This is a genomic window from Rhizobium sp. SJZ105 (genome assembly GCF_007828365.1).
In the GTDB taxonomy this organism is placed as follows: Bacteria; Pseudomonadota; Alphaproteobacteria; order Rhizobiales; family Rhizobiaceae; genus Agrobacterium; species Agrobacterium tumefaciens.
Window position 1 is genome coordinate 158,674 of the sequence record NZ_VIUP01000009.1, and the last position, 12,111, is coordinate 170,784.

A 12,111-nucleotide genomic window follows, 5' to 3' on the forward strand; every position below is an offset into this window, starting at 1 on the left:
AGCGCAATGACCGATCCGACCGGCTATGGTGCCTTCAATCTCCATGGCTGCGACACAGTCGGGCTTATCGGGAGGGCGCGCGGGTTCTGGGCGCGGGCGCTGAAGAAGAAGCGGCAATTTCGATATGTCTAAGGCTCACAGTGGTTGAAAGATCGAGGTTGGTGACATGTCGGCGATGCGTCAGGCATCGAGTGTCTGGAAGCCGCCGTGTTTGAATGTCTGTCTTGCACATCTCCCGCGCTTCGATTTCTGACGCTGTCGGACAATGGCCGGGCAGGGCTTAAAGACGAATTTGCGGCCCAACGGCTCTGCGCGCAGCGATATCTAGCTTTACCGCATCTGCAATGTGGACCGATAGGATGTGGCAGACGCCCGTTCTCCGGGACGGCGAGGTTATCGGTGCTGTTCTGCACTTCAACGAGGACAACAGCAAACAACGTTGTATCGAGTTGCTGGGCGATGAAGCGGTCAAGACTTCAGAAGTTGAGGGGGGAATTTATGGACCGCGTGAGTGTCCCGTCATCATTGCGCCGGAGTTTCGGTAGGTAACGGTTATATCTCTGCTGACTTACCGGTAGAAGCTACAGAATGTCATCTTTTTCGCAGCACTATTTGCGAGGAGGTTGTTGGCGCAATCTCAAAGGCTCACGGAAACTGAAAATCGGAAACAATCTAGTCGAAAGACGATCCAGGAACGCTGGCGCAAGCGCTAGATAGCGCTTGAAATATGACTCTGGAAAAACCATTTGACCGGCGATTTATATGCAATGGAGGTATCAATGACGACCGTACAAGAGCGCCAGCCCGAGCAACACGTATTCGAAGCCGATGTCAGCCGACTTCTGCACATGATGGTGCATTCGGTCTACTCGGACAAAGATGTATTCCTGCGCGAATTGATCTCGAACGCGGCGGATGCTTGCGAAAAGCTGCGGTATGAGTCGATTTCCAATCCGCAACTCTCGGCCGATGGGATCCAGCCGGGAATTCTCGTGACGCTCAATGAAGAGGCGCAGACACTCGTTGTCGAAGACAGCGGCATCGGCATGGACCGCGACGAGATGATCGACGCGCTCGGTACGATCGCGCGCTCGGGGACAAAAGCATTCATGGATCGGCTTGAGGCGGCCAAAGCTGGAGAGAAAGCGCAACTGATCGGCCAGTTCGGCGTCGGCTTCTATTCATCGTTTATGGTCGCTCACCGGGTCGAAGTAATCTCGCGCCGCGCCGGCAAGGACGAGGCCTGGAAATGGTCATCCGACGGCAAAGGAAGCTATGACATTGCTGCAGTCGATCCGGGACAAGCACCGACACGCGGTACTCGCGTCGTGTTACATCTCTTGGAAGATGCAAAGAAATATACGAGCAAATGGACGGTGGAGGAGATCATTCGAAACCAGTCCGGCCACGTTCCCGTACCTATCCGTCTGGTCGAGAAGGAGGGTGCCGAGCCCTCACAGGTATCCGATGGTGCAGCGCTATGGATCAAGCAGAAGAATGAAATATCCAAGCAGGATTATGTCGATTTCTATCGGAGCGTTTCAGGCCAGTACGACGAGCCGCTGAGTAACGTCCATTTCCGCGCTGAGGGCCGACACGAATATACGACTCTTGCCTTCATACCCGGTTCTCAGCCATTCGATGTGTTTGATCCGGACCGACATGGTCGGATGAAGCTCTATGTGAAGCGCGTCTTCATAACCGACGATGCCGAACTGCTACCGCGCTATCTGCGCTTCGTCCGTGGCATCGTTGATACTTCGGATCTGCCGCTCAACATCTCCCGCGAGATGATCCAGGAAAGTCCGGTCCTCGCGGCCATCAAAAAGGGCGTGACGAGCCGGATCCTTTCCGCGCTGGAGAAGATGGCCGAGCACGACGGCGAGACCTTTGCCAAGTTCTGGGATATGTTCGGGGCTATTCTCAAGGAAGGCATCTACGAGGACTTCGAACGGCGCTCACAGTTGCTGAAGCTGGCACGCTTCCGCAGCACCGTATCGGGCGAGGCGACACGCAGCCTGGCTGACTACCTGGCCACGATGAAGGAAGGACAATCGGCGATCTATTATATTAGCGGCTCCACTTTGGATCAGCTGAAATCGTCGCCGCACCTTGAGGGTTTCCGGGCCAAAGGGATCGAAGTCCTCCTGCTTACAGATGGCGTCGATAACTTTTGGCCGACCAATGTGCCAGATTTTGAAGGCAAGCCATTTAAATCTGTCACCCAAGGTCTTGCCGATCTGAACACTGTTGCCGGGGAGGGGGACGCTGATGAGGCTGGCCGGCAAGCTTCTCCCGAGGTCGGAGCCTTCATCGATTTCGCGCGAAGCGCCCTCGGTGAGGAGGTTGCTGACGTGCGTATTTCTGATCGGTTGACCGAAAGTGCGGTCTGCCTTGTCGCGTCGGATTATGGCCCCGACCGCCAACTCGAAAAACTCCTGAAAGGCGCCGGGCGGTTGCAAACAACGTCGAAGCCGATCCTGGAGATCAATGGGCAGAGCGAACTTGTGAAAAACATTGCTTCAATGGACGATCAGGCGTTCCGCGAGGATGCTGCGTGGCTTTTGCTTGACGAAGCCCGCATCCTTGACGGGGACAAACCAGCCAACCCGCGCGCGTTCGCCGACCGGCAGGCCAGGTTATTTGCCCTTGCGATGAGATCCGGTAAGTGACAAGCCTCGGCGAGGCGGCCTTTGGCTGCCTTGCCAACACTCGGCCGAAGAGGACGATCCGTGGTTGCCAATTGCGCCCGGCACAGCCCCTTGAGTGCCGCTTTCTACCCTCTGGACGATGCAACTGCACTGCAGAGCCCACCATAAGTCATCATTGGAACTGTAAACTGCCAGGGGCGCGTTATAGAACCCCTGCAGATTTCATAAACCGCTGATGCCAGGTCTTGCTGCTATCTCAAAAGTTCGTAGTGGCTTGCGGCTCGCCCTGACGTCGGCCACTGAGCACCGCGAAACGCCATGCTTTGAAGCTGCAGTCCACCTCGGAAAATCCCGTATCGTGCATCCATTGCAACTGGTTCTCGATAGGGGAGCAACGATCGTGGGACATCCGCTCGAGCGCTTTGGTGATTTCCTCTTCTGGTACGCCCAGCCTCCTGACCTGTTGCAGCCAGATAAGGGCGTAACGGGCCTCTACCTCGCAATCATGGCCGAGGACCTGCTCGGCGTTGACGAACAGGCCACCCTCCGACAAGGCGTTCCGAATTTCACCGAAGAGATGCTTTTTCGCGGCGTCTTCCAGATGATGGATCGCCAGCGCTGAGATGATGAGATCCCACGGACCGCCGAGTTCGGTATCGGACATGTCGGCCACGGCATAGGTAATGGCCGGATTGCCATCGAAGCGTTGCCGGGCCTGCTCGAGCATCTTTTCGGAGGCATCGACGAGGTGGATCTGGGCATCGGGGTGGCGGGCCAGCAGCATTGCCGTGAAAAGGCCAGTGCCAGCGCCAAGATCGAGCACACGCAGTTTCTCGGCGTCCCGCCAGTCGTCGATCAAGTCGAGCGCTGTCCCGTAAAACGTATCGAAACAGGGAATAAGGCCGCGCCGAAGGGCGTCGTAGCCGGATGCATCCCGATTGAAGACGGGTAAGGACGAAACATTTATCGGTGCCATGGTGTGTCTGAACCTTTTGGGATTGTAATCTACTTCGCCGTGGCGGCGGGGATCAGGCTCGGGTTCAATGAATATGTCGCTGTCGCCTTGCCGCTTGCAAGGATGTGGCCAGCCATGGCTTTTTCCACGTCTTCGCCAGTGAACGGCCCCGCAAGGCCCAGTGTCACAACGTCGAGCGCGACCACTTCAAGGATGTAGCGGTGAACGCGCTGATCGTTTATGGGCGGGCAGGGGCCGTCGTAACCACCATAGGTGCCTGCCATGCCATCAGTTTTGGCCAGAAAACTCGTATAGACATTGGCGCCGCGCAGTCCGTGTGGTGTCAATCCGACCGGCTTGCCGCCCAGCACGAGACCATCGCTTTCCGTACCTTCGCCGATGGATATGATGCCGGCGGGAATATCGGCCAAAACCCAGTGGAAAACGTTGATCCGCGGCGCGTCGTCTGGAATCGTGGTGCCAGGTTTATTGATGAGGCTAAAATCGAGTGGTACGTCCGGATCGGTCATCAGTAACACATAAGATCTGGTGCCCTCTGGGCCTGCCGACCATGAGACCCCCGGGCTCACGTCCTTCGCCCCTTTTCCGGGCGGGCAGAAGGCGGCGGAATCTGAAAACCGGCCAGAACCGTCAAGCCCTTCGATCTTTACGGACAGCGTGGAGTCCGCGGCCATGGGCGCTGTCGCCGAAAATGCGGCGGCTACAATGGCGGCGCATATGCTTCTTTTATTCCTGTTCATCTCGTCTCGCCTGTTTGATTTCAGTCGAGCATAGGGAACGATGCCAGTGCGGGTGGGCCCGATCTGATCAGCAATGAGCCTGAAGCGGTCAGGCTAATGGTTTTTTACGTGCCTTGCGAACGGTCGAAGGAGCCTGTCCGAAGGCATCCTGGAAGTGCCGCGAGAAGTGTGAACGCGATGCGTAGCCGGTAGCGGCTATTGCGTCGGCGACATCGGCATCCCGATCCGAGAGTATGAGGTAAGCGGCATGCATTCTTTCGGTGAGCAGCAGCGCGCGTAGTGAGTGGTTTTCGTCCCGTAGTCGCCGCCGCAGGGTGGCCTCTGACATCGACAGGGACGCGGCGACCGCGGCGGTTGACCACGCGTGATCGAGCCGGTGGCGGATCAGGAGGCGCACTGCCTCTGTGACTGAGCGGTCGACATATTTGGGCATCAATGGCAGCGCACCCTGTTCGGCCAGGATAAGCAGAACCTCGAGAACACGGTGATCTACGACGCGCCGGGAAAGGTCGAGCGCACCCGCCAACGCCTCGCCACTATGGATGATTGCCGAGCAGAGCGTCGGACTGATCGTGATGGGCGAGCCGAGGGGTATGTCGCGCTTGGTGAGTTGCGGCCAAAGGCGTGCCGCCTCAATGACCAGGGTGCGAGAGAAGCGGACGAAGAGGGCGCGATACACGCCAGTGTCGGCATCTGGTTCATTGACAACATCAACCTCCGCACCGGCCGGCAGCACGAAGGCGTCGCCGGCGTGGTAGATATTGCGTTCCGCGCCCCACAGCACTTCTTTGCGGCCTTCGATGACAATGACGAGGCCGGCGGCGGGCATGCTGAGCTCGGAAATGGTTTCCCGGTGACGGGCGACGAAGGCCGAGATGAACGGTGGATCTTCGTTTTCGAGCATCAAGCGCGTGTCGCGCTCGGCCAGCGGGCGAAGGGCATCGACGAGACGCCGCCGTAGTGTTTTGTCGCTTTCACGCATTGAACAAGCTATCTCGAAATTGGATCAGGCGTCATTGCTATGTTGAAATCAAGTCGCTGTCGATACGCCGCCGAAGGGCGCTGAAAACGGAAAGGTACTGTCTGCCATTGGCGATCTTTTGGAGGGCTACAACGTCTGAGATGGTCGGATATTGCAAGCCGGCAAAGCGCCGTTATCTTGGTCGGAGAGGTTCTCATCGCGCGCCTGAACGCAGAGTGCTGGACGCCTGAACGGTTGGAATGTACCCGGCTACACACAGTGTGGCGGCAAGGTTGAAATGTCGCGAATCGTGCAAAGTTAAAATGTCATCTGTCGCTCTGCCAGCCAGTTAGAAATGCGACACTGGCTCAAACAATCAGCCCCCGACCGGACCGGCTGGGCCGGGTTGCAAGGGTAGGGAGGGGGCGGATGATAGAACTCCCTCCTCGGCTTTAGCTTCCTCAGTAGCAATTATCTCATAGCCAGTTGATAATCGTTTTGCACCTGCATCGGGCGGGTAGGGATCAAAGCGGCATGATGCTTCCGGAAATCAAATTGCACGGCAACGTCGACGTGGCCGCGCTTTCACCACTTCTTCGCGGCATGCTTTTGTCCATCGCCTATGCTGACGGCGAAAGTGGCATAGGATTGACAGCGACCGGCGCCATGAACCGCAAGTTCGTGCATTGGGCCGCCGTGCACTTCCTCTGGCCAGGGTTTACGGCCGAAGACCTATACAGCATGAACAAGGTGCTGAACGAAAGCGACATGCCGCCGCTCTGGGTCGTGCGCGACATGACCCGTCATCTAAAATTCCTTCGCCGGAAAAAGAATGTGCTGCTGCCAACCAAACGCGGCCGGGAGTTTCTGCTGGACCCGAACGCCTTCTTTGATCTGATTGCCACGGATTATCTCTATTCCTATGTCCACGACACCGAACGGGAAGAGGAGGTCCGAGCACGGTTACGCTGGTGGCGCATGTTCCTCAATCTTCTCAATATCAAGGCCCGAGAAGGGTGCACGCCATTGCAGGTTGTGAAGATCCTCAAGCCAGACTTCGCGCCCCTGTCTGAGACCGAAATGACCCTGGAAGCCTGGGAACTGAAATCCGATCTTCAGTATGGTGTCTTTCGACGCTTGTGCTGGCTGGGCCTGCTCTACGAAGCACGAGAGGGGCTCACGTTCCTCCAGGACGGATCCTTCCACAAGACGCCACTTTGGCCAGCGTGCCTGCAACTGGAGTCGGATACGCAGAGCGACATCGGCGTCCATTGAGATCGTTATTTTGCCGCTGGCTGCCTCATCAACGCCTTCTCTCGCTTTGCAATCACCTTCGGATCATTCATGAAATCCGTCCGCCGGCCAGGCTTGCATCCACGCTTCTGATAACCATTGCCCTGGCTGCCATCGGGAATACCGAACATATGATCCGTCTGGCCGGTGCGGCGAGGGCCGCTCTTGCTGCGCTGCTGTTCCCGCCCAGCCTGCAGCTCAGCGACGACGGAAAGCATGTCGTCGAGACGCTTGTTCTCGACAACCTCTGCCCGATGGACCGACCTTAATGTATCGAAGGTTCTGTAGGGGAGGGTGAAGCTCTCGTGCATGATCTCAAGCCGGCCGTCCGGGTAGTCGCAGACAACGACCTTCTTTCCCGCCAGCCCTTTGGCCCGCTCCGTCGGATCGAGAATGAACAAGACCTTGTCGTACCGGAGCGTCAGGGACTGCGACAGCGTGCGGGCCTCCTTCCGGCACATGGCGCCGTCAAGGTTCTCATGATCGGCCAGTGGCCGGTGCATATCCTTCGGGTTGCGCGGTAGCTTGCCGAAACGCGCGTTGAAATCCGCAATGAAATCAGTCGCATAGGCATTGGCTTCCTCAATCGTGTCGATGCCGCGAAGCCGCATCTCCTTGACCAGCCGATCCTGCAATGTCTGGTTGGCACGTTCGACACGGCCCTTAGCTTGCGGGGTGTTGGCGCAGATGATGTCGATGTTCAGTTCATAAAGGGCCCGACCAAACTGCGTCAAACCGCTGGTTCGGTCCTTCTTTGACGCATGCAGCGAGCGGAAAACGCCGTGTTTATCACTGTAGAATGCCAGCGGTTTTCCCCATTGTTGCAGATAGGCCTTCGTCGCATGCAGATAGTCGAATGTGTTCTCCGATCCGGCAAAGCGAAGATGCAGAAGCTTGCCGGTGGCGTCATCGATATAGACGAGGAGCGCGCATTTGGGACCGCGGTTCTCGAACCACCAATGATGCGACCCATCAATCTGCACCAGTTCGCCGAAGCAGTCACGTCGGCCGCGTGGCTGAAAAACCCGTTTCTTGCGTTCCCGGCGCGAGACCCAGATTCCGGCCTCGGTCATCCATTGCCGCAGCGTCTCCTTGGCGACCGAGATCCGGTGCAGCTCGATCAGCTTCTCGCGCGCCAGCGTCGGGCCGAAATCCAGATAGCGTTCGCGGATCAAATCCAGCGCCGCATTGCGAAATTCCTCGCTATGGCGCCGGTTGCTCGGCTGTGATCGTTTCTTGGAAACAAGGCCGGCCGTGCCATCCTGGTCGTAGGCCTGCAGCAGCCGATGAACCTGACTTCGACTAAGGCCGAGCTGTTCGGCTGCTTGGACAACGCTCAGGCGTCCGTCACGGATCTTCTGGATAAGTTCGAGGCGATGCAATTCTTTCTGCGACATGGTGATCATAAAGGACATGACGACTCCGACCGCTTATGGTCTCGACCAGGCTGAAGATCGTCATCCTTGCTCCCAGCGTTGGCATTGACCAGTGCGTCGAGAGGCGAGACTGTCGCATCTCTAACTGGCCCAACTGTCGCATTACTAAATAGCCCTTACACACAGCAATTGCATAACATATATTATGGAACTTAATTTGTCGAAAAGGCGATGTTCTTTCAATCCTGACTGGATCTAAGCGATATGCGCAGGTGCAAACGGTGGGTGGTTCTATAAGTCGTCACCCTGGGGCATTCTCCCGATCCAGATCATCGAGGCGCTTTCAGGACGAGCAGTTATGAAAGGTTTTCTCCGTAAAAAAGCATCATTACAGCGAAGACGAGAATACCAAAGCCTGCCAGGCCGAAAGCGCGAAAAGAGGAAGCTCGGCCTTTCTTAAGCAGCGCTGCCACAAAAGCGCACAGAGACCAGAGTGCCGTGAAAATAATCAATAACCAGGAATACACAAACGGACCAAGGTCGTAACCTCCCCCGCCAATTGATGGTGCAGAACTTGTATCGACTTGAGCTGCTATCAGAACCGACACAGGGACAGCTAGCATCAGCAGCCAAATATAGAGCGACTTGTGTTTCATACGGTTTAAATCGCCTTCTTTTGGAGGTCGATCCGCCAGTTCTGGCGTATATGTTTGACCCGGTGTGGCTCGTCAATATCGTGATACTTGCTCTACTAGACTGCACGGCGAACGCCAAGGGAGCTTTCCATCCCCGGCAGGAACAACTCAATGGCGCGGGACAGACATGCCGGTGCCTAAAACCTAACGCGAGACGTCGACTCGAGTTTGGGTGAGGGTATCCTCCCCGATTGGCGGGTTTCTCTGCTATGTAACTTTGCCTTGCTTGGCCAGGAAATCAAGAAGAGCGCGCACTCTGGAAGGCAGCGGGCCACCCTGCCCTATATGAATGGCATGAAACCCCTCCCGGTCCCCAGGATTATACTCGTCGAGCACCGGCACCAGTCGGCCGGCCCTCAAATCATCGCGTATCGTGAAGTTGGCGAGGCGGGCAATTCCATTTCCAGCGAGTACCAGCTGGCGCAGCGCCTCGCCGTCATTGGCCTGGACACGGGCGGCGACTGGGGCAAAAATCGTCGCGCCTGCCGATATTAACGGCCAGCCATCCATCGAGCGGGTGTAACCAAGGCCCAGCCTGTCATGCCTTTCAAGCTCCTCGATAGTCCGGGGAAGGCCACGCCGGTCGACATAGCAGGGAGCAGCGACGATTGTCATTGCAGTATCGCCAAGCCTGCGCGCGATGAGGCTCGAACTTTTAAGCGGGCCTGCTCGAACCGCAACGTCCATTCGCTCCTCAAGCAGATCGACGACAAGGTCGCTTTGCACGATATCGACGGTAATCGCAGGATATCGCTCCAGGAATTCCGGGAGTATGCCGGCGAGGACATGGGTGGCATAGGAGGCGCTGGTGCTCAGGCGGAGGCGGCCACTGGGTACCTCACCCGCACTGGCGATCCGCTCGGCATCTTCGATGTCTGCCAGGATACGCGTGGCGCGCTCGAAAAAGACGCAGCCTTCCGAAGTCAACTTGAACACGCGCGTCGAGCGATTGATGAGACGGGTACCCAGCCGCGCCTCCAGTCTCGCGACCAGTTTGCTCACCGCCGACGGCGTCATTCCGACGCTGCGAGCAGCTGACGAGAAGCCACCGCACTCGACAACCTGCACGAAGACTTCCATTTCTCCGGATCGATTGACTTCCGCTCGAGCCATCTGGTCCCTGATTTCACAAATGTTGTTCCCGCCCGCAATCTATATCACGAAAGCCGGATCTCCTATCTCTTCCCCATCAGGTGGCGCAAGTCGCTTCCATTTCTCAAGAAAGGAAGACCAGATGGAATATCGTTCTCTTGGCCGATCAGGCCTCAAAGTCTCGGTCCTGAGCTTGGGCGCAGGCACGTTTGGAGGGGCAGGTCCCCTTTTCAGTGCATGGGGCACGACCGATGTCACCGAGGCAAGGCGACTTATCGATATCTGCGTTGAAGCAGGCGTTAATCTGTTCGATACCGCAGATGTCTACTCGAACGGTGCATCGGAGGAGGTGCTGGGTGCAGCGCTGGAAGGTCGTCGCGAGACCGTGCTGATATCGACGAAGACCAGCCTTCCTATGGGAGAAGGGCCGAACGATGCGGGGTCCTCCAGGTTTCGCTTGATCAGATCGGTCGAAGACGCACTTCGCCGGCTTCGGACGGACTATATAGACATCCTGCAACTTCATGCCTACGACGCCCGGACACCCGTCGAAGAAGTCTTGTCGACCCTTGATATGCTCGTTCGGGCGGGAAAGGTCCGCTATGTCGGCATCTCGAACTTTTCGGGATGGGAAATCATGAAGTCGCTGGCGGTTGCCGACGCGTACGGATGGCCTCGCTACATTGCCAATCAGGTGTACTATTCCCTTATCGGCCGAGACTACGAGTGGGATCTGATGCCACTGGGTATGGATCAAGGCCTTGGAGCACTCGTCTGGAGTCCGCTTGGCTGGGGGCGGCTCACGGGAAAGATCAGGCGCGGCTCTACCCTGCCGGAGAGCAGTCGTCTTCACGAAACCGCAAGCTTTGGTCCTCCGGTCGATGAGGAGCATCTCTACCGCGTCGTTGATGCCCTTGAAGACGTCGCAAGACAACTCGACAAAACAGTTGCGCAAGTGGCGCTCAACTGGCTTACAGGCCGGCCCACGGTGTCTTCCATTATCATGGGAGCGCGAAACGAAGAGCAGCTCCGGCAGAACCTCGGAGCGGTCGGCTGGCATCTCACCGATGATCAGATTGCTCTCTTGGACAATGCGAGCGTCTTGACGCCGCCATATCCGCATTTCCCCTATCATCGTCAGGAGGGCTTTGCCCGTCTTAATCCGCCGATGGTAGGTTCCAAGATGCGTGGATTTTGAGCGTAATGTTGCGATTGATGTGGTGGATCCGGCTGCAAAAGTTATGCAGAAAGACCAACCCACAACAGCTGTGAGAATACCAGCGCAATTGGCGCTGCGTTACTTTGTCGGCTGAGACCGTGCGCTCAGTTTATGTCCGTCCGGATCACGAAGATAAGCGACGAAGGCCCCGTTCGGGCGCTCATTCGGCGGGCTCTCGATCGATGTGCCGCCGTGCGTAACACCGGCGTCGTGCCACGCCAGAACATGCTCGCGGCTCAGGGCGGCGATTCCGATTGTCCCGCCATTGGCAACGGTCGCCGCCTTGCCGTCGATCGGTTTCGTGATCATCAGTCGTCCGCCTTCGTGGACATAAATCAGTCTGCCTCTCGCATCCATCTCGCCGGGCGTGCCGCCCAATGCAGCAAACGTGGCGTCGTAGAAGTTTCTTGACCGCTCCAGATCATTACTTCCGATCATGATGTGCGTGAACATGGTCTCATCTCCCGTAAGGCAGCGCGCTGGCAGCAGGGGGCGAGCTACCCCTGAGCCAGGAGCTCGTTTGTCTGCCTTCACCGTACACCGCCCCGCGGGGCTCGCAAAGCGGGGGTAGGGTTTGGTTGATCGCTTCTGAAGGAGCCGAGAGCTCGATCCACTGATGTGGAATACCGGGAACGACAGTTTCGGCTTTAAGGCCAGCGCGGTCGCCCTGGCACAGAAGAAAGGAGAAAAAGCCAATCCCTCGACCAAACCCTGATCAGAAAATCGTACCCGGAGGTGGCGCACTTCTCCTTGGTAATTGGCTCAGTTCCTCGTTGAAACCGACGTCCAGCGGTCAGGCACGGTCGTAAGTGAAGGACGTCAGCAATGTCGTCACGAAGTTGCTCGCCCGCTCCTTTACAAGCACTTCAGTCCACTCGTCGGTTCCTCGAAGTCGCAGATCGGAGTGGATGCTGTCGACCGCAGCTTCTTCAATACGTTTTATATGGGCCTTGAAATTCGCTTCTCCACCGTCATGGTACATGTCGCGAATGACCATGCGCAGGATTTCCTGGATAGCGATTTGCCACGACGTGTTGATTGCCTGGAGCTCGTTATTATCCGGTGCCATGGGGCTGCTTTCGTTAGAGTGTCACCAGCATGACGCCGT

General features: G+C 57.2%; 12 protein-coding genes and 1 pseudogene. 5 read left to right on the plus strand and 8 right to left on the minus strand.

The genetic code is table 11. From position 1 onward, the window contains the following. Positions 1-6 precede the first annotated feature (6 nt). The 3 genes and pseudogenes from FB593_RS27875 (at position 7) to htpG (ending at position 2,672) form a co-directional block, all read left to right on the plus strand. Complete coding sequence (locus FB593_RS27875; RefSeq protein WP_321186297.1) at positions 7-132, plus strand: hypothetical protein; 126 nt, start codon at positions 7-9, stop codon at positions 130-132. Positions 133-386: 254 nt separating this feature from the next. Further along, a pseudogene (locus tag FB593_RS27880) lies at positions 387-543 on the plus strand (DUF4172 domain-containing protein); the annotation flags it as partial. 236 nt (positions 544-779) lie between these two features. Beyond that, entirely contained in the window at positions 780-2,672 is a 1,893-nt protein-coding gene (gene htpG / locus FB593_RS21970; RefSeq protein WP_145166964.1) for a molecular chaperone HtpG, read from the plus strand. A 235-nt stretch (positions 2,673-2,907) separates the two neighbouring features. On the opposite strand, the gene FB593_RS21975 is transcribed toward htpG, so the two are convergent. The 3 genes from FB593_RS21975 to FB593_RS21985 all read right to left on the minus strand — a co-directional run bounded on the left by FB593_RS21975 (position 2,908) and on the right by FB593_RS21985 (position 5,349). After that, positions 2,908-3,627 carry a class I SAM-dependent methyltransferase gene (locus tag FB593_RS21975; protein ID WP_145166965.1) on the minus strand — a complete coding sequence of 240 codons (720 nt, stop codon included), beginning with the start codon at positions 3,625-3,627 and terminating at the stop codon, positions 2,908-2,910. A 29-nt stretch (positions 3,628-3,656) separates the two neighbouring features. After that, positions 3,657-4,367 carry a YbhB/YbcL family Raf kinase inhibitor-like protein gene (locus FB593_RS21980; RefSeq protein WP_111790385.1) on the minus strand — a complete coding sequence of 237 codons (711 nt, stop codon included), beginning with the start codon at positions 4,365-4,367 and terminating at the stop codon, positions 3,657-3,659. Between the two features lie 88 nt (positions 4,368-4,455). After that, complete coding sequence (locus FB593_RS21985) at positions 4,456-5,349, minus strand: helix-turn-helix domain-containing protein (RefSeq protein ID WP_111802803.1); 894 nt, start codon at positions 5,347-5,349, stop codon at positions 4,456-4,458. 516 nt (positions 5,350-5,865) lie between these two features. On the opposite strand from FB593_RS21985, the gene FB593_RS21990 reads away from it, so the two are divergent. After that, positions 5,866-6,603, plus strand: coding sequence for a hypothetical protein (locus tag FB593_RS21990; protein ID WP_038497506.1), 738 nt, complete (start codon positions 5,866-5,868; stop codon positions 6,601-6,603). Between the two features lie 5 nt (positions 6,604-6,608). Here the strand turns inward: FB593_RS21990 and FB593_RS21995 are convergent, their stop codons facing one another. From FB593_RS21995 to FB593_RS22015, 3 genes are all read right to left on the minus strand, one after another. Continuing rightward, entirely contained in the window at positions 6,609-8,036 is a 1,428-nt protein-coding gene (locus FB593_RS21995) for an ISNCY family transposase (RefSeq protein WP_145166966.1), read from the minus strand. A 317-nt stretch (positions 8,037-8,353) separates the two neighbouring features. Continuing rightward, positions 8,354-8,653: a hypothetical protein gene (locus FB593_RS22005; RefSeq protein WP_112291681.1), complete on the minus strand. Its 300-nt coding sequence runs from the start codon at positions 8,651-8,653 to the stop codon at positions 8,354-8,356. A gap of 246 nt (positions 8,654-8,899) precedes the next feature. Further along, positions 8,900-9,805 carry a LysR family transcriptional regulator gene (locus tag FB593_RS22015; RefSeq protein ID WP_112291683.1) on the minus strand — a complete coding sequence of 302 codons (906 nt, stop codon included), beginning with the start codon at positions 9,803-9,805 and terminating at the stop codon, positions 8,900-8,902. Between the two features lie 121 nt (positions 9,806-9,926). On the opposite strand from FB593_RS22015, the gene FB593_RS22020 reads away from it, so the two are divergent. Further along, entirely contained in the window at positions 9,927-10,982 is a 1,056-nt protein-coding gene (locus tag FB593_RS22020) for an aldo/keto reductase (RefSeq protein WP_145166969.1), read from the plus strand. Positions 10,983-11,081: 99 nt separating this feature from the next. Here the strand turns inward: FB593_RS22020 and FB593_RS22025 are convergent, their stop codons facing one another. Together FB593_RS22025 and FB593_RS22030 are read right to left on the minus strand one after the other, a co-directional pair. Next, on the minus strand, positions 11,082-11,456 hold the full coding sequence (locus tag FB593_RS22025; protein WP_041694767.1) for a VOC family protein: 375 nt from the start codon (positions 11,454-11,456) through the stop codon (positions 11,082-11,084). A 340-nt stretch (positions 11,457-11,796) separates the two neighbouring features. Then, on the minus strand, positions 11,797-12,072 hold the full coding sequence (locus tag FB593_RS22030; RefSeq protein ID WP_003519315.1) for a hypothetical protein: 276 nt from the start codon (positions 12,070-12,072) through the stop codon (positions 11,797-11,799). Positions 12,073-12,111: the final 39 nt, after the last annotated feature.

Excerpts from the sequence above, each read along its gene's own strand:
- htpG (WP_145166964.1), top strand. The coding sequence starts at position 780 with ATGACGACCGTACAAGAGCGCCAGCCCGAGCAACACGTATTCGAAGCC.
- FB593_RS22025 (WP_041694767.1), bottom strand. The coding sequence starts at position 11,456 with ATGTTCACGCACATCATGATCGGAAGTAATGATCTGGAGCGGTCAAGA.
- FB593_RS22005 (WP_112291681.1), bottom strand. The coding sequence starts at position 8,653 with ATGAAACACAAGTCGCTCTATATTTGGCTGCTGATGCTAGCTGTCCCT.
- FB593_RS21990 (WP_038497506.1), top strand. The coding sequence starts at position 5,866 with ATGCTTCCGGAAATCAAATTGCACGGCAACGTCGACGTGGCCGCGCTT.
- FB593_RS22030 (WP_003519315.1), bottom strand. The coding sequence starts at position 12,072 with ATGGCACCGGATAATAACGAGCTCCAGGCAATCAACACGTCGTGGCAA.
- FB593_RS22020 (WP_145166969.1), top strand. The coding sequence starts at position 9,927 with ATGGAATATCGTTCTCTTGGCCGATCAGGCCTCAAAGTCTCGGTCCTG.
- FB593_RS21975 (WP_145166965.1), bottom strand. The coding sequence starts at position 3,627 with ATGGCACCGATAAATGTTTCGTCCTTACCCGTCTTCAATCGGGATGCA.
- FB593_RS21985 (WP_111802803.1), bottom strand. The coding sequence starts at position 5,349 with ATGCGTGAAAGCGACAAAACACTACGGCGGCGTCTCGTCGATGCCCTT.
- FB593_RS21980 (WP_111790385.1), bottom strand. The coding sequence starts at position 4,367 with ATGAACAGGAATAAAAGAAGCATATGCGCCGCCATTGTAGCCGCCGCA.
- FB593_RS27875 (WP_321186297.1), top strand. The coding sequence starts at position 7 with ATGACCGATCCGACCGGCTATGGTGCCTTCAATCTCCATGGCTGCGAC.
- FB593_RS21995 (WP_145166966.1), bottom strand. The coding sequence starts at position 8,036 with ATGTCCTTTATGATCACCATGTCGCAGAAAGAATTGCATCGCCTCGAA.
- FB593_RS22015 (WP_112291683.1), bottom strand. The coding sequence starts at position 9,805 with ATGGCTCGAGCGGAAGTCAATCGATCCGGAGAAATGGAAGTCTTCGTG.